Source organism: Neisseria sicca (genome assembly GCF_017753665.1).
Taxonomy (GTDB): domain Bacteria; phylum Pseudomonadota; class Gammaproteobacteria; order Burkholderiales; family Neisseriaceae; genus Neisseria; species Neisseria flava.
This window is the reverse complement of sequence record NZ_CP072524.1, coordinates 1,398,182-1,416,372: the sequence shown is the minus strand read 5'-3', so window position 1 is coordinate 1,416,372 and position 18,191 is coordinate 1,398,182. Positions and strand designations below refer to the sequence as shown.

General features: G+C 52.5%; 17 protein-coding genes and 1 tRNA gene. 8 read left to right on the top strand and 10 right to left on the bottom strand.

Going from position 1 to position 18,191, the window contains the following annotated elements; translation table 11 throughout:
• Positions 1-66: 66 nt before the first annotated feature.
• From grxD to J7445_RS06670, 4 genes are all read left to right on the top strand, one after another.
• Positions 67-378: a Grx4 family monothiol glutaredoxin gene (gene grxD / locus J7445_RS06685; RefSeq protein ID WP_016688349.1), complete on the top strand. Its 312-nt coding sequence runs from the start codon at positions 67-69 to the stop codon at positions 376-378.
• Positions 379-504: 126 nt separating this feature from the next.
• Positions 505-1,131 (top strand): uracil phosphoribosyltransferase, encoded by a 627-nt coding sequence (upp, locus tag J7445_RS06680; protein WP_003744890.1) that lies wholly within the window; start codon positions 505-507, stop codon positions 1,129-1,131.
• A 262-nt stretch (positions 1,132-1,393) separates the two neighbouring features.
• Complete coding sequence (locus J7445_RS06675) at positions 1,394-1,711, top strand: DUF2322 family protein (RefSeq protein ID WP_003763340.1); 318 nt, start codon at positions 1,394-1,396, stop codon at positions 1,709-1,711.
• A gap of 139 nt (positions 1,712-1,850) precedes the next feature.
• On the top strand, positions 1,851-2,657 hold the full coding sequence (locus J7445_RS06670; protein ID WP_209282806.1) for a DUF4198 domain-containing protein: 807 nt from the start codon (positions 1,851-1,853) through the stop codon (positions 2,655-2,657).
• A gap of 93 nt (positions 2,658-2,750) precedes the next feature.
• Here J7445_RS06670 and J7445_RS06665 read toward each other — a convergent pair whose 3' ends face one another.
• A complete protein-coding gene (locus J7445_RS06665) occupies positions 2,751-3,311 on the bottom strand; it encodes a pseudouridine synthase (protein WP_209282805.1) in 561 nt (186 codons plus the stop codon).
• Between the two features lie 165 nt (positions 3,312-3,476).
• On the opposite strand from J7445_RS06665, the gene J7445_RS06660 reads away from it, so the two are divergent.
• A tRNA-Ser gene (locus J7445_RS06660) sits at positions 3,477-3,569 on the top strand.
• 261 nt (positions 3,570-3,830) lie between these two features.
• Here J7445_RS06660 and J7445_RS06655 read toward each other — a convergent pair.
• Both J7445_RS06655 and J7445_RS06650 read right to left on the bottom strand, forming a co-directional pair.
• On the bottom strand, positions 3,831-5,678 hold the full coding sequence (locus J7445_RS06655) for a lytic transglycosylase domain-containing protein (RefSeq protein ID WP_209282804.1): 1,848 nt from the start codon (positions 5,676-5,678) through the stop codon (positions 3,831-3,833).
• Positions 5,679-5,847: 169 nt separating this feature from the next.
• Entirely contained in the window at positions 5,848-6,408 is a 561-nt protein-coding gene (locus J7445_RS06650) for an adenine phosphoribosyltransferase (protein WP_029609623.1), read from the bottom strand.
• Positions 6,409-6,560: 152 nt separating this feature from the next.
• Between J7445_RS06650 and gmk the strand changes: the two genes are divergently transcribed.
• The 3 genes from gmk to J7445_RS06635 all read left to right on the top strand — a co-directional run bounded on the left by gmk (position 6,561) and on the right by J7445_RS06635 (position 9,709).
• The gene (gene gmk, locus J7445_RS06645) at positions 6,561-7,178 is read left to right on the top strand and encodes a guanylate kinase (protein ID WP_009312424.1); all 618 of its coding nucleotides are present in this window, start codon (positions 6,561-6,563) and stop codon (positions 7,176-7,178) included.
• 59 nt (positions 7,179-7,237) lie between these two features.
• On the top strand, positions 7,238-7,444 hold the full coding sequence (gene rpoZ / locus J7445_RS06640) for a DNA-directed RNA polymerase subunit omega (RefSeq protein ID WP_003740638.1): 207 nt from the start codon (positions 7,238-7,240) through the stop codon (positions 7,442-7,444).
• A 108-nt stretch (positions 7,445-7,552) separates the two neighbouring features.
• Positions 7,553-9,709 carry a RelA/SpoT family protein gene (locus J7445_RS06635; RefSeq protein ID WP_209282803.1) on the top strand — a complete coding sequence of 719 codons (2,157 nt, stop codon included), beginning with the start codon at positions 7,553-7,555 and terminating at the stop codon, positions 9,707-9,709.
• A gap of 156 nt (positions 9,710-9,865) precedes the next feature.
• Here J7445_RS06635 and J7445_RS06630 read toward each other — a convergent pair whose 3' ends face one another.
• The 7 genes from J7445_RS06630 to recN all read right to left on the bottom strand — a co-directional run bounded on the left by J7445_RS06630 (position 9,866) and on the right by recN (position 17,939).
• Entirely contained in the window at positions 9,866-10,846 is a 981-nt protein-coding gene (locus tag J7445_RS06630) for a PhoH family protein (RefSeq protein WP_039409279.1), read from the bottom strand.
• Positions 10,847-10,914: 68 nt separating this feature from the next.
• Positions 10,915-12,588: an AMP-binding protein gene (locus J7445_RS06625; protein WP_209282802.1), complete on the bottom strand. Its 1,674-nt coding sequence runs from the start codon at positions 12,586-12,588 to the stop codon at positions 10,915-10,917.
• Between the two features lie 105 nt (positions 12,589-12,693).
• The gene (gene mnmA / locus J7445_RS06620) at positions 12,694-13,797 is read right to left on the bottom strand and encodes a tRNA 2-thiouridine(34) synthase MnmA (RefSeq protein ID WP_209282801.1); all 1,104 of its coding nucleotides are present in this window, start codon (positions 13,795-13,797) and stop codon (positions 12,694-12,696) included.
• Positions 13,798-13,998: 201 nt separating this feature from the next.
• Positions 13,999-14,478, bottom strand: coding sequence for a copper chaperone PCu(A)C (locus J7445_RS06615; RefSeq protein ID WP_209282800.1), 480 nt, complete (start codon positions 14,476-14,478; stop codon positions 13,999-14,001).
• Positions 14,479-14,671: 193 nt separating this feature from the next.
• Positions 14,672-15,064, bottom strand: coding sequence for a diacylglycerol kinase (locus J7445_RS06610; protein ID WP_209282799.1), 393 nt, complete (start codon positions 15,062-15,064; stop codon positions 14,672-14,674).
• 105 nt (positions 15,065-15,169) lie between these two features.
• Complete coding sequence (gene gshB, locus J7445_RS06605; protein ID WP_209282798.1) at positions 15,170-16,126, bottom strand: glutathione synthase; 957 nt, start codon at positions 16,124-16,126, stop codon at positions 15,170-15,172.
• Positions 16,127-16,277: 151 nt separating this feature from the next.
• Positions 16,278-17,939, bottom strand: a complete 1,662-nt coding sequence (gene recN, locus J7445_RS06600) for a DNA repair protein RecN (protein WP_209282797.1) — start codon at positions 17,937-17,939, stop codon at positions 16,278-16,280.
• Positions 17,940-18,191 lie beyond the last annotated feature (252 nt).

Sequence of the window (18,191 nt, the reverse complement as noted above, 5' to 3'; positions counted from 1 at the left end):
GCATTAATTTGCGTATAATGGCGCAACTACCGATTAACCGATTATGTCAGTAAGGAATACCACACCATGACCTCTATTCATGACCAAATTAAAGAAGTTGTTACCACCCACCGCGTTGTTTTGTTTATGAAAGGCACGAAGCAGTTCCCGCAATGCGGTTTCTCATCCCGCGCCGTTCAAATTCTTAATGCCGCAGGTTGTACTGATTATGTAACCGTTAATGTTTTGGAAAACGATGCCGTCCGCCAAGGTATTAAAGAATACAGTGATTGGCCGACCATCCCACAACTTTACGTCAACGGCGAGTTTGTCGGCGGTTCTGATATTTTGATGGAAATGTACGAAGCCGGCGAATTGCAAGATTTGCTGAAAGCCTGATGAAATATAGCAAAAGGTCGTCTGAAAACTTTTTCAGACGACCTTTTTCCGTGTTCTGCCTGCTTTTCCGAGTATTCAAAAAAAAGTATAATCACGCCCATTCAAAAACAATCCGAGGCCTGCAAAATGAACGTAACCGTTATCAATCACCCCCTTGTCCGCCACAAACTCACGCTCATGCGCGAGGCCGATTGCAGCACTTACAAATTCCGTACCCTCACTACCGAGCTGGCGCGCCTGATGGCTTACGAAGCCAGCCGTGATTTTGAAATTGAAAAATACATTATCGACGGCTGGTGCGGTCAAATTGAAGGCGACCGCATCAAGGGCAAAACCTTGACTGTCGTGCCGATTTTGCGTGCCGGTTTGGGCATGCTCGACGGCGTACTCGACCTGATTCCGACTGCCAAAATCAGCGTGGTCGGATTGCAGCGCGACGAAGAAACGCTCAAACCCGTTTCCTATTTTGAAAAATTTGTGGACAGCATGGACGAGCGTCCCGCGCTGATTATCGATCCCATGCTCGCGACCGGCGGCTCTATGGTTGCCACTATTGATTTGCTGAAGGCGAAAGGCTGCAAAAATATCAAAGCGTTGGTACTCGTTGCCGCGCCCGAAGGCGTCAAAGCCGTCAATGAAGCGCATCCCGACGTCACCATCTACACCGCCGCCCTCGACAGTCATCTGAACGAAAACGGCTACATCATCCCAGGCTTGGGCGATGCGGGCGATAAGATTTTCGGTACGCGCTGATTCGTGATTTGAGGTCGTCTGAAACTGAATGTATGGGTTTCAGACGACCTTTTTATAGTGGATTAACAAAAATCAGGACAAGGCGACGAAGCCGCAGACAGTACAGATAGTACGGAACCGATTCACTTGGTGCTTGAGCACCTTAGAGAATCGTTCTCTTTGAGCTAAGGCGAGGCAACGCCGTACTGGTTTAAAGTTAATCCACTATAATCCACTATACAAGGTATTTTTCGTTGAAAATCCCATGTTAGAAAGGACAACCATGAGCTTCCAAGACAACCTCGCCGCCATGCCCGACATCGGTCATTTGAGCGGACTCGACATCCTCGACGCACAAGGCAAAGCCGTCCATCACATTCCCAATGCGCCCGGCAAGCAAGGCTCGCTGAAACTCTACAACGCTTTGGCATTGAATTTCGGCGGCAAGCTCGATGCCGCTGCTGCTGCGCAGGGTTTGGATTGGTTTGCCGAACACGTTGCCGATGCGCAAGCCAATCCGGGCAAGCATCCCAATATCGATTTGCTGTTGCAAGTGAAAAACGAAAACCTCAGATTGCTTCTAAAGCCGGTTAACGCTTAAACATCAGCTAAGCGAAAGGTCGTCTGAAAACAGAAATCCTGTTTTCAGACGACCTTTTTTTTGTGAAACCGTTTCGTTATAAATAAAATTGTTATATTATAACCAATCAAATTTCTACCCGATACATTTGGAGAACCCAATGAAAAAAACCGCATTGTTCATCGCATCCGCGCTCCTGTTCAGCACAACCGCCCAAGCACACCGCGTCTGGGTCGAAACCGCTCATACGCACGGCGGCGAATACCTTCAAGCCGAATTGGGCTACGGCGAGTTCCCAGAACTCGAGCCCATCGCCAAAGACCGCTTGCACATTTTCAGCAAACCCATGCAGCTCGTTACCGAAAAAGGCAAAGAAAATCTGATTCAAAAAGGGACGTTCAACTACCAATACCGCAGCAAACAGCCGGTTAAAGACGGCAGCTACCTCGTTACCGCCGAATACCAGCCGACCTTCTGGTCTAAAAACAGCGCAGGCTGGAAACAGGCGAGCATCAAAGAAATGCCTGACGCCAGCTATTGCGAACAAACCCGAATGTTCGGTAAAAACATCGTCAACGTCGGACACGAAAGCGCAGACACCTCCGTCATTACCAAGCAAGTTGGACAACATTTAGAAATCGTTCCGCTGGACAACCCCGCAAACGTCCACGTCGGCGAACGCTTCAAAGTCCGTGTCCTTTTCAACGGCGAGCCGCTGCCGAACGCCACCGTTACCGCCACATTTGACGGTTTCGACACCAGCGACCGCAGCAAAACCCACAAAACCGAAGCCCAAGCCTTCTCCGACACTACGGACGACAAAGGCGAAGTCAGCATCATCCCCCTGCGTCAAGGCTTCTGGAAAGCCAGCGTAGAACACAAAGCCGATTTCCCCGATCAAAGCGTGTGCCAAAAACAGGCGAACTACACCACTATGACCTTCCAAATCGGTCATACGCATCATTAATATCCAATAACAAAGGTCGTCTGAAAACCGTATTGCAGGGTTTTCAGACGACCTTTTCGTTATTGACCCATTTATTTAACGGGCAGCCTTTCATCAAGGCTTATGCGGCGCAAACGTCCATTGCCCAAGCGCCAAGCCCAAATCGAATAGATTCAGACGACCTATCGCCACCCTGACCAAACGCAGACACGGAAAACCCGCCTTAGCCGTCATACGCCTGACCTGACGGTTTTTCCCTTCCGAAATCCGAATTTCCACCCAAAAATCAGGCACAGATTTGCGCACGCGGATAGGCGGCACGCGCGGCCACAAAACATCCGCTTCGCCCGCCTCTAATACGCGAACCTTTGCCGGACGCGTGACAAAATCCCCCAAATCCACCCCGCGCCGCAGCATATCCAGCTTCGCTTCTTCGGGCGAACCTTCCACCTGCGCCCAATAAGTTTTTTCCAGCTTAAACTTGGGATCCGCAATCCGCGCCTGCAAGCGCCCGTCGTTCGTCAGCAGCAGCAAACCCTCGCTGTCCGTATCCAAACGCCCCGCCGGATAAAAGTCCGGCAGCGACACATAATCTTTCAAACATCCATACTTTTCATGCGCCGAAAACTGGCAAATCACGCCATAAGGCTTGTTCAATACGATTAAATCATTCATTTTCATCACATCCTGAAACCAAGCATGAATTGTACCAGCCGCCGCATACGGGCTACAATTTCACATTTCTTTATATTTTATACAAATGATTTCATGCGGTTAAAAAATACACTCAGGCTCGGCTTGACACGTCCGAACCAAACCAGTATATTACGCACTTCCTTAGGAGTAATGGCTGAGAGGCTGAAGGCACTTCCCTGCTAAGGAAGCATGTGGGGTCAACCTGCATCGAGGGTTCGAATCCCTCTTACTCCGCCATCATACCAAAACCCGTCGATTATTCGACGGGTTTTCTTTATTTCCCCATGAAACAAAAAGCAGTCATATCACCCCGCGCAATCAGGACTAAGAACAGCAACGGATAGCAAATGGCTCATTATAACCAACTATCTCTGCGATAAACTCATTGTCAGACCCTGTTTATACAAAAGGTCGTCTGAAAAACCTGATTCAGGTTTTTCAGACGACCTTTTAGCTTTCGCACCTATCGAACAATCCAATAGTATGCAGCCGCGCCAATCAATAACGGCCCGGAACGGTTCCCATACGCTGTTCCAGCGAAGTTTGCGGCTCGTTGAACAGGGAGGCGTAGAAGGTTGCGTTGGTCATGACTTTTTTGACGTAGTCGCGGGTTTCGGTAAAGGGGATGGTTTCGGCGTAAATCGCGCCTTCCAGAGGCGTAGAAGCCTGCCAGTTGCGGGCTCGTCCGGGGCCGGCATTGTAGCCTGCGGTTGCCATCACTTCGTTGTTTTGCAGGCGGCGTTTGGCGTCTGCCATGTACCAAGTACCCATGCGGATGTTGCCATCCATGGTGTAGAGTTCGCTGCTGCTCATGCCGATTTTGCCGGCGATTTCGCGGGCGGTGGCGGGCATAACCTGCATCAGGCCTTGCGCGCCGACGCTGGATTGCGCGCCCATGACGAAGCGGCTTTCTTGGCGGATCAGGCCGTAAACCCAAGCGGGATCGACCCCTGCTTGTGAGGCGTAACGGACGGTGGTCTCTTTAAACGGAGAGAGGTAGCGCAGGTTGTAGTTGAGTTTGCGCTCGGTCCGGTCGGCGCTGTTGATCGCCATGTCGTAAAACTGGTTTTCAAAGGCGACTTGCGCGGCAGTCAGGAGGTTGTCCTCGTTGAAGTCGCGGGTGGCGAAACGCCATTCCGCCTGCGCTTGACGGCGCATTTTGGCATCGTTGCTGCTTTGGCTGTTTTTAAACAGAACCAGCGCGCGTTTGATGGCGCCGTCATCTGCCATGCGGCGGACGTCTTTTTTATCGGCGTCGGAAACGTTGTTTTTGGTATTGACGCGGCGGCCGAGTTCTTCGCCTGCTAAGACGGCGTAGAAATTGCGTCCGCTTGTGGCGGCTTTTTCGTACATTTCTTTAGCACGGCTTTGGTTGCCTTGTGCGGCGTAGCTGCGGCCCAGCCAGTATTGCCAAGTCGGGTCTTTTTGCAGGTTGTCGGGCATTTGTTGGATGATGCCCGACAATTCGTTCCAGCGTTGCAGGCGCAGGGCGGCGCGGGCGTACCATTCGAATTGCTCGTCGGTCAGTTGTTTGCGGTCGGAAACGCGGTTGTAGTAGCTCAACGCGGTCTGCATGTTTTGATTTTGCGCTTGGTAGAGTCCCAATACGCCCCATGCGAAGCTACTTTGTTCTCGGCTTAAGCCGGATTCCATGCCGGACAGCGTAGAAGCTGCGGAGGAGGATTTGCGCGCGTCTTTGCCGATGACGTTCAAAAGGCTGTATTCGCGCGCACCTTGCAAGCCGCCCTCAAACGGGCTGCCCAATGCGGCTGCCAAGCTGCGTGCGTCGCTGGTTTGGCTGTTGCTCAACAATCCGCGCACGCGGCGCCATGCGTCGTTGTTGTTCAGACGACCTGCCGATGCCGCGCTTTCGACCAAGCGGGTACAGCCCGCAGGCAGCTTGTTGGTAAGGCGTATAAGCTCTGCCGCCATGTTGTAGCTGCCGCTGCTCAATTCGGCATAACATTGCACTTCCTGCACCCGGCCCGCCGCATTAAGCTTTTTGTTTTCTTGGCGGAACACATCCCATTGTCCGCGCGCGCCGAGGCTTTTGAGCCATTCGTTGCGGACGTTTTCAGCCATCGCGCTGTCGCCCGCCTGTGCCAAGAATTGTTGCACCCACATATCGTCGCCGCGCTTGGCAGCATCCAGCGCGCCTTGATATTGACCGTAATCGGACAATACTTTGGATTCGCCTTCGGCGCGGCGGGCGGGGATGGAAGCGGGTTCGGTCAGGGAAGAGCCAGGCTCTTTGGATGAAGTCGTGTCGTTTTCGGAGGCACACGCCGACAAAATCGCGGCGGCAATCAGGCTGAGCGAGAGGGAAAATATGCGTTGTGCGTTCATTACTTGCCGTATCTTTATTAGAATCAATTAGAACCGTATTCTAAACGATTTGGTGGCATTATCCGAATCTGAAACCGATATTTACATTAACCGCGTAATCAGGGACAACAAAAGGTCGTCTGAAAAGCGGAATGGCTGTTTCAGACGACCTTTGAGGCATGGGCAAAGTTTACATGCAGCCTTCGTTTTGCAGCAGGGTAAACAGGGGAACGCCGTTTTCACGGATTTTGTTGCCGCCGATCAAGTCCGTAAATTCCAAAATCGCCGCCGCTTCAACGACTTCGCCGCCGAGTTTGCGGATTAATTCCACGCCTGCGAGCATAGTGCCGCCGGTTGCGACCAGGTCATCGACCAGCAGCACGCGCGCGCCGGGTTTGACCGCGTCTTTGTGGATTTCGACCGTCGCTTCGCCGTATTCCAGCGCGTAGCTTTGCGAAATCGTATCAAAAGGCAGCTTGCCCTTTTTACGGATGGGGACGAAGCCGACGTTCAACTGATACGCCAGCGCCGCGCCGATGATGAAGCCGCGTGCGTCCAAGCCTGCCACGACATCGATTTTCTGACCCATATAGCGATAGACCAGCAAATCCACCAAAAGGCGGAAATATTCCGCGCTTTGAAGTACCGGTGTAATGTCGTGAAATAAAATGCCTTTTTGCGGCCAGTTTTCGATTTTGCGGATTTTGTCCGCCAATGCGGCGACGCCCATCGCCTCAGGATGAACCAACATTTTGCGTGTTCCCAAATGAAAAGTTTTTAACGCGATATTGTAGCCGTCAGACCGTCGGTTGCCAAATCCATCGGGGCTGAAAGGTCGTCTGAACATGAAATTACACGCCCCGTATGCTACAATCAACAGATAATCCCATCGGTACCAAAATCATGAAACCCCATAAAAAAGGCAATATTTTCATCATCTCCGCCGCTTCCGGCACGGGCAAGACCACGCTGGTTTCCCGTCTTTTGAAAAACAACGCCGATTTGCGCGTCTCCGTATCGCACACCACCCGCCAGCCGCGCGAAGGCGAACAGCATGGCGTGCATTATCATTTTGTTCCCAAAGAGGAATTTGAGTCTTTAATCAAACAAAAAGCCTTCCTCGAACACGCAAACGTTTTCGGTAATTATTACGGAACCAGCATCGCGGGGGTCAATTCCCTTAGCGAAGAGGGTTACGATGTGATTTTGGAAATCGACGTGCAAGGCGCGGCGCAGGTGCGCAAGTCCCTGCCTGAAGCCAGCAGCATCTTCATTCTGCCGCCTTCGTTCGAAGTCCTTGCCGAACGCCTTATCGGGCGCGGCACCGACAGCGAGGAAGTCATCCAAACCCGCCTCTCCAAAGCGCGTCACGAAATCGAACAATCCGTCCTGTTTGACTATATCGTCGTCAACGATGATTTGGACAGGGCAGAAGCCGATTTGCTCCACATCATCAAAGCAGGTCGTCTGAAAAAATCTTCCCAGCAAGGATTTATCTCAAACCTGTTGGAAAATTCCTGAAAAACAGCGAAAATACGCATTTACATTCCATCACAAATTAATAGAAAGAAAGCAAACAAATGGCCCGTATCACCACTGAAGACTGCACTGGCAAAATCCCCAATCATTTCGACCTGACCCTCGTCGCCGCCCGCCGCGCGCGCCAGCTTGAAAACGGCAACGCCCCTATGGTTGACGACATCCGCAACAACAAACCGACCGTTACCGCCCTGCGCGAAATCGCCGCCGGTCAAATCGGTACCGAACTGCTGACCCGCAACAAATAATACCGGCAGGCAAAATCTGCCCAACCGCCGCGCGGATTGTATCGGCGCGACATCCGACCGATACAGTCTGACGGCTCAAAACAAAACACACACCGAAGGCCGTCTGAAATGCCCGCCCCCCAGCCCACTGCCCCCTACGACGCGCTGACTGCCGAAGCCCGCGAACTTTTGTTCCGCACCGCCTCCTATCTCAGCCCATCCGAACAGGTCGAGCTTGAAAAAGCCGTCGCCTACGCCTTTCACGCCCATGACGGGCAAACCCGTAAAAGCGGCGAACCCTACATTACCCACCCCCTTGCCGTCGCCACCCAGCTTGCGTTGTGGCACATGGACATTCAAGGCTTGTGCGCGGGCGTGATGCACGACGTACTCGAAGATACAGGTGTATCGAAAATCGAAATGGCGGCAGAATTCGGCGAAACCATCTCCGAGATGGTGGACGGGCTTTCCAAACTCGAAAAACTCAAATTTGAAGATCACGCCGAGCATCAGGCGGAAAGTTTCCGCAAGCTCATCCTCGCCATGACCAAAGACGTGCGCGTGATTGTCGTCAAACTCGCCGACCGCCTGCACAATATGCGCACGCTCGGCTCCATGCGTCCCGACAAACGCCGCCGCATTGCCAAAGAAACCCTCGAAATTTACGCACAAATCGCCAACCGCCTAGGTTTGAACAACGCCTATCAAGAGCTTCAGGATTTATCGTTTCAAAACCTCCACCCGAGCCGCTACGAAACCCTCAAAAAAGCGATGGACAACAGCCGTAAAAACCGCCGCGACGTCGTCGGCAAAGTTTTGCGTGCCTTCAGTCAGCGTTTGGTCGGCGTGAACATCGAAGCCAAAATCAAAGGCAGGGAAAAAAACCTGTACAGCATCCATCAAAAAATGTTGGCGAAAAAATTGCGCTTTGCCGAAGTCATGGATATTTACGGCTTCCGCGTCATCGTCAACAGCATTCCCGCCTGTTACGCCGCTTTGGGTGCGCTGCACAATCTCTATCAGCCCAAGCCCGGGCGCTTCAAAGACTACATCGCCATCCCAAAAAGCAACGGCTACCAAAGCCTGCACACAACTTTGGTCGGTCCTTACGGATTGCCCATTGAAGTACAAATCCGCACGCGCGAAATGGACGCCGTAGCCGAAGGCGGCATCGCCGGACACTGGATATACAAATCCGGCGAAAATACCGTCGATCAAGCCGTCCTCCATACCAACCAATGGCTGAAAAACATCCTCGATTTGCAAGCCAGCAGCGCGAACGCTATCGAATTCCTTGAACACGTCAAAGTCGACCTGTTCCCCAACGAAGTCTATATCCTGACGCCTAAAGGCAAAATTCTCACGCTGCCCAAAGGCTCTACGCCCATAGACTTCGCCTACGCCGTCCATACCGACATCGGACACAAAACCGTCGCTGCCCGCATCAACAACACCATGATGCCCCTGCGTACCAAACTCAAAACCGGCGACTCCGTTGAAATCATCACTTCCGAACACGCCAAGCCCAATCCGGCATGGCTGAATTTCACCGTTTCTAGCCGCGCGCGCAGCGCCATCCGCCAATACGTCAAAAACCTCAACCGCCACGAAGCCATTATCCTCGGCGAAAACCTCCTGCAAAAAGCCCTGTCCAGCCTGTTGCCCAAAGACGTATTGCTTTCAGACGACCTCAAAGAAAAATACCTCGCCGACCTCAACGACAAACAAACCTCGTTTGAAGAAGTCCTCTACAACGTCGGCATGGGCCACACCCTGCCCGTGTACGTCGCCATGCACATCGCCGAACTGGCAGGGCAGCACTTCGGCAGCGAAGTCAAACTCAGCCCCATCAAAGTCAACGACCAAGAAACCGGCCGCATCCATTTTGCCGAATGTTGCCACCCCGTCCCGGGCGATTCCGTCCGCGCCCTTTTGGTCAAAGACAAAGGCATGATTATCCACCGCGATACCTGCCCGACCCTGCTCAAATCCGATCCCGAGCAGCAGCTTGACGCGAACTGGGAAGGCATAGGCAGCCATGCCTACCGCACCGGACTCAGCATCCAGTCCGAAGACTCCCACGGCCTGCTCGCCCTTATGGCGCAAGCCATCTCCAACTCCGGCGCAGACATCGAATCCGTCGAAACTCCCAACAAAGCGCTGGCGGGTACGGAAGGATTTGTCGAATTCAAGTTCATCATCAAAGTGAAGGACTTGGCGCAAATCAACCAAATCATTCACAACCTGCACGCCATTCCCCAAGTGCGCAAAGTGGTCCGTAGCTAGGTGAGAAGGGCGGCAAAGCTGAGACTGTTTTGCCGCCAGATAGGGTTTAAGTCTTTCTTAAAATCAAAAACAAAATCGGCGGGATGCGCGAATGCCACAAAGGTCGTCTGAAAACCATGTTTCCGGTTTTCAGACGACCTTTTTTAGCCTCTTTGTTTACCGTTCGGCGGCGCTGCTTCTTTCGGCTTGCTCTTCTGCCGCTTCATACGCTTCCACAATTTTCTGCACTAGCGGATGACGGACGACGTCTTCGCTGGTGAAGGTGTGGAAATAAAGCCCTTCTACGTCGCGCAGTTTTTCGCGGGCATCTTTCAGGCCAGATTTGATGTTGCGCGGGAGGTCGATTTGGCTGATGTCGCCGGTAATGACGGCTTTTGCGCCGAAGCCGATACGGGTCAGGAACATTTTCATTTGCTCGGGCGTGGTGTTTTGCGCTTCGTCCAGAATCACATACGCGCCGTTGAGCGTGCGGCCGCGCATGTAGGCGAGCGGGGCGATTTCGATTAAGCCTTTTTCCATCAGTTTGGTCACGCGGTCGAAGCCCATCAGATCGTAGAGCGCGTCGTAGAGCGGGCGCAGGTAGGGGTCGACTTTTTGCGCCAAATCGCCGGGCAGGAAGCCGAGTTTCTCACCTGCTTCGACGGCGGGACGGACGAGGACGATGCGCTCGATTTGGTGTTTTTCCATGGCATCGACGGCGGCGGCGACGGCGAGATAGGTTTTGCCCGTACCCGCGGGGCCCAACCCGAAGACGACGTCATGGTTTAACAAGGCTCGAATGTAGCCGTTTTGGCGCGGGGTGCGCCCGCCTATGCTGCCGCGTTTGGTACGGAAATAATATTGTTGGTCATGATGCTTTTCTTCGTGTTTCTCGTCAGCGGTTTTGGCTTCGACGGCGGCAAGGCGGATGGCGTTGTCGTCCAAATCGCCTTGTTCGGCGGCTTCGGCGAGTGCAAGCAAGGCACGGCGGCCGGCGTGGGCGAGTTCGCCCATGAAGGTGAAGTGTTCGAAGCGGCGGCTGATTTGGATATCGAGGGCTTTGCCCAAGGCTTCGAGGTTGCCGTCGAGCGCGCCGCAGAGGCGTTGGAGGACGGTGTTGTCGATGTCTTCAAATTGAAGATGGACGGTATGGGTCATATCTTGTTTCCATGATGATTAAAGGTCGTCTGAAAGGTGCGGGATGCTTTTCAGACGACCTTTCGGTGTTATTTGTTTTGCGCTTGTTCGCGAAGCTCGCGGCGCAGAATTTTGCCGACGTTGGACTTGGGCAGTTCGTCACGGAACTCGATGTCTTTCGGCACTTTATAAGCGGTCAGCTCGGTACGGCAGAATTCGATGAGTTCTTCTTTGGTCAGGCTTGGGTCTTTTTTGACGACGAAGACTTTGAGGGCTTCGCCTGTTTTTTCGTTGGGCACGCCGATACAGGCGACTTCCATGACTTTATCGTTGTGCGAAACGACTTCTTCGATTTCGTTCGGATAAACGTTAAAACCGGAAACGACGATGAGGTCTTTTTTACGGTCAACCAGTTTCAGCCAGCCTTTTTCGTCCATCACGGCGATGTCGCCGGTTTCCAAAAAGCCGCGCGCATCTATGGTTTTGGCGGTTTCTTCGGGACGGTTCCAATAGCCTTTCATCACTTGCGGGCCGCGCACCCAAAGTTCGCCCGGCTGTCCGATGGGGACTTCTTTGCCATCCGCATCGCGCAATTCGACTTCGGTGGAGGGAACGGGCAATCCGATGCCGCCGCTGTACGCTTCGATATTGAGCGGGTTGCAGCACACGCCGGGGCTGGCTTCGGTCAGGCCGTAGGCTTCAACGATGGGCGTACCGGTGATTTTTTTCCATTTTTCTGCGACGGCTTTTTGAGTCGCCATGCCGCCGCCCAAAGTCAGGCGCAGGTTGGAGAAATCGACGGCGGCGAAATCGGGTTGGTTGACCATGCCGTTAAACAAAGTGTTCACGCCGATGAAGACGCTGATGCGCTCTTTTTTGAGTTCGCCGATAAAGCCTTTCATGTCGCGCGGGTTGGTAATCAGGATGATTTTGGAACCGGCGTTGGTAAAAATCATCAGGTTCACCGTCAGGGCGAAGATGTGGTAAAGCGGCAGCGCGGCGATGACGGTTTCTTTACCTTCGCGCAGTTGGTTCTTAATCCATTCTTTCGCCTGCAGCATATTGGCGCAGATGTTGCCGTGGCTGAGGACGGCGCCTTTTGCGACGCCAGTCGTTCCGCCCGTATATTGCAACAGCGCGGTATCTTCGCGGGTCAGGGTAACGGGGCGGAAGGTATGTGCCGCACCCTCTTTCAGGGTCGTCTGAAAAGGGATGGCGCCGGAAATACGGTATTCGGGCACCATTTTTTTGATTTTGCGCAGCACGAAATTCATCAGTGTGCCTTTGAAGAAGCCGAACATTTCTCCGACAGAAGCGACGATGACGTGTTTGATTTGCGTGCGCGGCAGCACCAGCTCCAGCGTGTTGGCAAAATTTTCCAAAACGATGATGGTGGTCGCACCGCTGTCTTTCAACTGATGCTCCAGCTCGCGCGGGGTATAGAGCGGATTGGTGTTCACCGCCACCAGCCCCGCCTGCAGGATGCCGAAAAGCGCAATCGGGTATTGCAGCAGGTTGGGCAGCATAATCGCCACGCGCTCGCCGCGCGGCAGCTTCAGGACGTTTTGCAGATAGGAGGCGAAATTTTCCGCCAGCTTGCCGACCTCGGCGTAAGTGAGCGTTTTGCCCATGTTTTGAAACGCGGGTTGATGCGCGAATTTTTCAACGCTTTGACGGAATACGTCGCTGATTGAACTGTATTGCGTGATGTCGATTTCGGCATTGACGCCTTGTTCGTAGCTGTTGAGCCAGAGTTTTTCCATATAAATAATCTTATTTCGTTGGTTTTATGGTTGTCTTGAGGTCGTCTGAAAAGGCGGGAACAAACCTGCCGCAGTAGCTTTCAGACGACCTTTTATCTTTTTTATTCAAGCGGTAATAATGACGGGCTTGTCGGTGGACATGATAATGCCGCCGCCCAAGCAGACGTCGCCGTCGTACAGCACGGCGGATTGACCGGGCGTTACCGCCCATTGTGGTTCGTCGAACACCAGCTCGACCGTGTCATCATCGAGATAACGCAATTCGCAGGGCGCATCCGCCATGCGGTAGCGGGTTTTGCAGGTGTAGCGCCCTTCTTTCGGGCGTGCGGGCAGGGTGAAACTCAAATCGTTCATGATGAGGCTGCGGGTATAGAGCAGCGGATGGTCATGACCTTGTACGACGATGAGTTCGTTTTTCGTCAAATCCTTCGCGGCGACAAACCACGGCTCGCCCGCACCGCCAATGCCCAATCCTTTGCGCTGTCCGAGCGTGTAGAACATCAGCCCGACGTGTTCGCCGACGGTTTTGCCTTCAGGCGTCACCATTTTGCCGTTGTTGGTCGGCAGGTATTTTTGCAAGAACTCGCGGAACGGACGTTCGCCGATGAAGCAGATGCCGGTACTGTCTTTTTTGGCGGCAGTCGGCAAATTGAATTCGGTGGCAAGGCGGCGGACTTCAGGTTTTTCCAAATCGCCCAACGGGAAAATCGCGCGTTCGAGTTGGAAAGGCTTGAGGCGGTAGAGGAAATAGCTTTGGTCTTTGTTTCGGTCGAGGCCTTTGAGCAGGTAATGCACGCCGTTTCGGACTTCTTTGCGTGCATAGTGGCCGGTGGCGATGGTGTCCGCGCCCTGTTCTATGGCGTAGTCCAAAAAGCATTTGAATTTGATTTCGGCGTTGCACAACACATCCGGATTCGGCGTGCGTCCCGCGCTGTATTCTTTGAGGAAATAAGCGAATACGTTGTCTTTGTATTGGGCGGCGAAATTGACGATGTCGATGTCGATACCGATGATGTCGGCGACGGCAATGGCATCGAAAGAGTCTTGCTTGATGCTGCAATATTCGTCATTGTCGTCGTCCTCCCAGTTTTGCATAAACACACCGCGCACCTGATAACCCTGCTGTTTAAGCAAGGCGGCGGTTACGGAGGAATCGACACCGCCGGAGAGCCCGACGATGATGTTTGAAGGTTGTTGAGTAATGTCCATGAAGGGAATATGGGTAGGAAACAGCAGTTTTTAAAGGCGGATTTTAGCACATTTTGATGAAGGGATAAGGAAGGCCCTAAAAGAGCAATGGCGTTCGGATGAATTTCATATTGCAAGTAATGATTGAATTTGTCCAACCCAAATAACAAAAAGGTCGTCTGAAAATATTCAGACGACCTTTTGAATTCAAACTATGAACGATTAGTGTTGATGCGCGCCACCGTGACCATGGCCGTGATCATGATCCATGCCGGATTGCGGCGCGGTTTTCACTTCCAATTGTACGGTTTGAGGTTTGGCATTTTTGAATTTCAGGGTAACAGGTACTTTTTCGCCTTCTTTCAGCGGTTTTTTCAGACCCATGAACATAACGTGGTAGCTGCCCGGTTTCAGCTCGGTTACGCCTTTTGCTTCCAGCGGGATGCCGCCTTTGACTTCGCGCATGCGCATCACGCCGTTGTCGTTGACATGGGTATGCACTTCAACGCGCTCGGCTACCGGGCTGCTGCCGCCGACCAAGAAGTCTTTTTTGGCTTCATCGTTGTGGATTTTCATGAACGCGCCGCCCATTTTCATGCCTTCGACAGTAGAACGCGCCCAACCGTCTTCAACGTGAACACCGGCTGCGGAAGCGGTGGATACCAAACCTGCTGCGATCAGGGTTGCCAATAATTTTTTCATGTATTGCTCCTTTATGATGAAATGGGTGGTTTTGTTGCGGCAAAAGCTTTCCGCGTGACATTGCATGTCGGTAATACTGTTCTCATCCTACATGCAATGGTCGTCTGAATGCTTTGACTCAGATTAAACAAAATGATTCAAATTAATTCATGAGAATTAATACTTAGTAAGTATAAATCATCTCAAAGTAAATTCAAACATACTCGCGCCACAATGCAATCGCCCACACGATGCCCAACATCGTCAAAGCGAGTAATTGCGCGGCAGATCCGGCATCTTTGGCGCGTTTTGCTAATTCGTGTTTTTCAGTGGACGTGTGATCGACGGCAGCTTCGACGGCGGTGTTGAACAATTCGGTAATCAGCGAAACAAACGACGCGATAATCAGCAGCATTTTGGTCGCGGAGTCGAAATTGAGGATGAAGGTCAAGACAATCAAAATCAGGTTCAGCCACAATACTTGGCGGAACGCGCTTTCATAGCGGTAGGCGGCGGCAAGCCCGTCTTTGGAATAGCCGAATGCGTTGATGATGCGTTTGATGCCGCTTTTGCCTTTTTTATCGGCAGCGTAAGAAGATGGTTTCATAAGTAATGTTTGTATCAATATTTATATTTGTAAAAAGAGGCCGTCTGAAAACGAGCGAAGCGGGTTTCGATAAAACGGATTCGGATTTCAGACGACCTTTTGGGATTATTGTTTGGACCAAGCTTCGACAGCGTCGGCAAACATCGTGGCGACGTCGAAGTTTTTTTGTTTCATGATTTCTTGGAAACCGGTCGGGCTGGTCACGTTGACTTCGGTCAGATTGCTGCCGATGACGTCCAAACCTGCCAGTAGGATGCCGCGGCGTTTGAGTTCAGGGGCGAGGGTTTCGGCGATTTCGCGGTCGCGGTCGCTCAATTCCTGCGCCACGCCGCGCCCGCCTGCCGCCAGATTGCCACGTGTTTCGCCGTGTTGCGGAATACGCGCTAAAGCATAGGGAACGACTTCGCCGCCGATAATCAGGATGCGTTTGTCGCCGTGGATGATTTCGGGAATGTAGCGTTGCGCCATGATGGTGCGGGAATCAAGCTGCATCAGGGTTTCGAGGATACTGCCGATATTTGGGTCTTTTTCGGTCAGGCGGAAAATGCCCATGCCGCCCATGCCGTCGAGCGGTTTGATGATGATGTCGCCGTGTTCTTTCAAAAATGCGCGGACATCTGCGGAACGGGTCGTGACCAGCGTAGGTGCGGTGAACTGGCTGAAGTTCAAAATCGCCAGCTTTTCATTGAAGTCGCGCATTGCCTGTCCGCTGTTAAAGACCTTCGCGCCCTGCTGTTCCGCCAGCGTCAGGAATTGGGTGGCGTAGAGGTATTGCATATCGAACGGCGGGTCGGTGCGCATAATGACGGCATCGAAGTCTTTCAAGGTCGTCTGAACTTTGTCTGCCGCTTTAAACCATTCATGGTCATCGTCGTTTTTCGCGCCGAGAAATTCAAACGGCGCAGCTTGAGCGGTCACCAATCCTTGCTGTACGGACAATTCGCTGCTCAAGGTATGGAAAAGCTGCCAGCCGCGTTTTGCCATCTCGCGCATCATGGCGTAGGTGGTGTCTTTGTAGGTTTTGAAACTTGCCATCGGATCGGCAATAAACAGGACTTTCATGGGAACTTCCTTATAAACAAACGACGTAATCATACCTTGTATTGAGGTCGTCTGAAAGGGCGCGGGCGATTTGGCAAAAAGGTCGTCTGAAAAGCGGTTTGTGAATGGTTACACAAACTTCCTTTTCAGACGACCTCTCTCTATTTTGCGTTTAAGCGGCGGCAAGGCTGATCAACTCTGCCGCGTGGCTGCGGGTCGTGTCGGTAATGATTTCGCCGCCAAGCATACGGGCGATTTCTTCGATGCGCTGCTGGTGATCCAACACGCTGATTTCGCTGACGGTTTGTTCGCCTTCGCTGTGTTTGCGTACCTGCCAATGGTTTTCACCGCAGGAAGCGACTTGTGGCAGGTGGGTCACGGCGAGCACCTGATGTTTTTTACCCAAAGCACGCAGGGCTTTGCCGACCATTTCTGCCACGCCGCCGCCGATACCGGTATCGACTTCGTCAAAAATCAGCGTGGGAACTTGCGTGTATTGGCTGGTCACAACCTGCAAGGCAAGGCTGATACGGGCAAGTTCGCCGCCGGACGCGACTTTGTTCAGTGGACGGGACGGATTGCCTTTGTTGGCGGCAACTTGGAACTGTACCTGCTCCAAACCGTGCGCCGTCGGGGAAGACGGCAGCAGGACGATGTCGAAACGCGCGCCTTTCATGGCGAGATGCTGCATATGTCCGGTCGTTTCCTCGCCCAATCTGCCCGCCGCCTGATGGCGCATGGCTGAAAGAACATGTGCGGCTTCCTGATATTCGGCAAGGTTGCGGGCAACGGTTTGCGTCAACGCTTCCAAATCGGCAGCGGCTTGCAGGCTTTGCAGGCGCTCGTCGATTTCAGCCAGCTTTTGCGGCAAGGCTTCAGGCTCAATGCGGTATTTCCGCGCCATTCCCATCAGCTCGCCCATGCGCTGTTCCTGCGCCGCCAACTCATTGGGATCGATATCGCTGCGGCCTGCGACGTCGCGCATATTGGCACTGATTTCGCCCAGTTCGGCTTCAATGCTCGACAGCATATTCAGGCTCTCGGCGAAACGCGGCTCGATGTTTTGCAGATTGGTCAACAGTTTTTGGCATTGATAAATTTGACGTTGGATGCCGTTGTCGCCATCAATGTAGTCGCCGACTTCTTCGGCGGCTTGCAGCAATTCGGCGGAATGGGCAAGGCTGTCGTGGCTTTGGCTGAGTGCTTCCCATTCGCCTTGTTTGACATCCAACTGGTTCAATTCGTTGAACTGCCATTCCAAACGCTCACGCTCGATAATGATGGTCTCGGCGTGTTCCTGCGCCTCTTGGAGGGCTTTTTTCGCATTGACCCAGTTTTGATAAAGCTGTCTGACGGTTTCCGCCTGCGCCTTACTACCTGCAAATGCGTCCAACAATTCGCGCTGGGCGGATTCTTGATTGAGGGAATGGTGGGCGTTTTGCCCGTGGATGTCGATAAGCTGCCCGCCGATTGCTTTAAGCTGCGCCAGCGTGGCTGCCTGATTGTTGATAAAGCTGCGGCTTTTCCCTTTGGCATCGATGATGCGGCGGATACTGAGTTCTTCCGAGTCTTCGTCCAAAAAACCCTGCTCCTGCAATTGGGCTTTAAGCTCGGGCAAAAGGCTGATATCGAACAATGCCGACAACTGCGCTTCCTTCGCGCCACTGCGGACTTGGCTGTAATCTGCCTTATCGCCCAACAGAAGCCCGATTGCGTCCAACGTAATCGATTTGCCCGCGCCTGTCTCGCCGGTCAAAACGGTAAAACCGCTTTGGAAATCCAGATTGAGGTTTTCAACAATGACAAAATCGCGCAGGGAAAGTGCCAACAGCATGGTAGTATTCCTTAGTAAATCGACCGCACATCGGCGGCTAACTTTAGATATGCTGATTATAACTAAGATTTTTTGTAGTTTAAATAAGATTTTCTATATTTATTCAAATTTTTCTTATTGAAATTTTATACATCTGATTTTTATTATTTTATTTACAACACTTTCAAAATTAAGTCGGCGGATTCGCATTTGAAGTGCAACTTTCCCTAACAGAAAAAGGCCAGTATGCGGTAGCATACGGCCTTTCCTGCA

Coding starts and splice junctions, on each gene's coding strand:
- grxD (WP_016688349.1), top strand. CDS start 67: ATGACCTCTATTCATGACCAAATTAAAGAAGTTGTTACCACCCACCGC.
- upp (WP_003744890.1), top strand. CDS start 505: ATGAACGTAACCGTTATCAATCACCCCCTTGTCCGCCACAAACTCACG.
- J7445_RS06675 (WP_003763340.1), top strand. CDS start 1,394: ATGAGCTTCCAAGACAACCTCGCCGCCATGCCCGACATCGGTCATTTG.
- J7445_RS06670 (WP_209282806.1), top strand. CDS start 1,851: ATGAAAAAAACCGCATTGTTCATCGCATCCGCGCTCCTGTTCAGCACA.
- J7445_RS06665 (WP_209282805.1), bottom strand. CDS start 3,311: ATGAATGATTTAATCGTATTGAACAAGCCTTATGGCGTGATTTGCCAG.
- J7445_RS06655 (WP_209282804.1), bottom strand. CDS start 5,678: ATGAACGCACAACGCATATTTTCCCTCTCGCTCAGCCTGATTGCCGCC.
- J7445_RS06650 (WP_029609623.1), bottom strand. CDS start 6,408: ATGTTGGTTCATCCTGAGGCGATGGGCGTCGCCGCATTGGCGGACAAA.
- gmk (WP_009312424.1), top strand. CDS start 6,561: ATGAAACCCCATAAAAAAGGCAATATTTTCATCATCTCCGCCGCTTCC.
- rpoZ (WP_003740638.1), top strand. CDS start 7,238: ATGGCCCGTATCACCACTGAAGACTGCACTGGCAAAATCCCCAATCAT.
- J7445_RS06635 (WP_209282803.1), top strand. CDS start 7,553: ATGCCCGCCCCCCAGCCCACTGCCCCCTACGACGCGCTGACTGCCGAA.
- J7445_RS06630 (WP_039409279.1), bottom strand. CDS start 10,846: ATGACCCATACCGTCCATCTTCAATTTGAAGACATCGACAACACCGTC.
- J7445_RS06625 (WP_209282802.1), bottom strand. CDS start 12,588: ATGGAAAAACTCTGGCTCAACAGCTACGAACAAGGCGTCAATGCCGAA.
- mnmA (WP_209282801.1), bottom strand. CDS start 13,797: ATGGACATTACTCAACAACCTTCAAACATCATCGTCGGGCTCTCCGGC.
- J7445_RS06615 (WP_209282800.1), bottom strand. CDS start 14,478: ATGAAAAAATTATTGGCAACCCTGATCGCAGCAGGTTTGGTATCCACC.
- J7445_RS06610 (WP_209282799.1), bottom strand. CDS start 15,064: ATGAAACCATCTTCTTACGCTGCCGATAAAAAAGGCAAAAGCGGCATC.
- gshB (WP_209282798.1), bottom strand. CDS start 16,126: ATGAAAGTCCTGTTTATTGCCGATCCGATGGCAAGTTTCAAAACCTAC.
- recN (WP_209282797.1), bottom strand. CDS start 17,939: ATGCTGTTGGCACTTTCCCTGCGCGATTTTGTCATTGTTGAAAACCTC.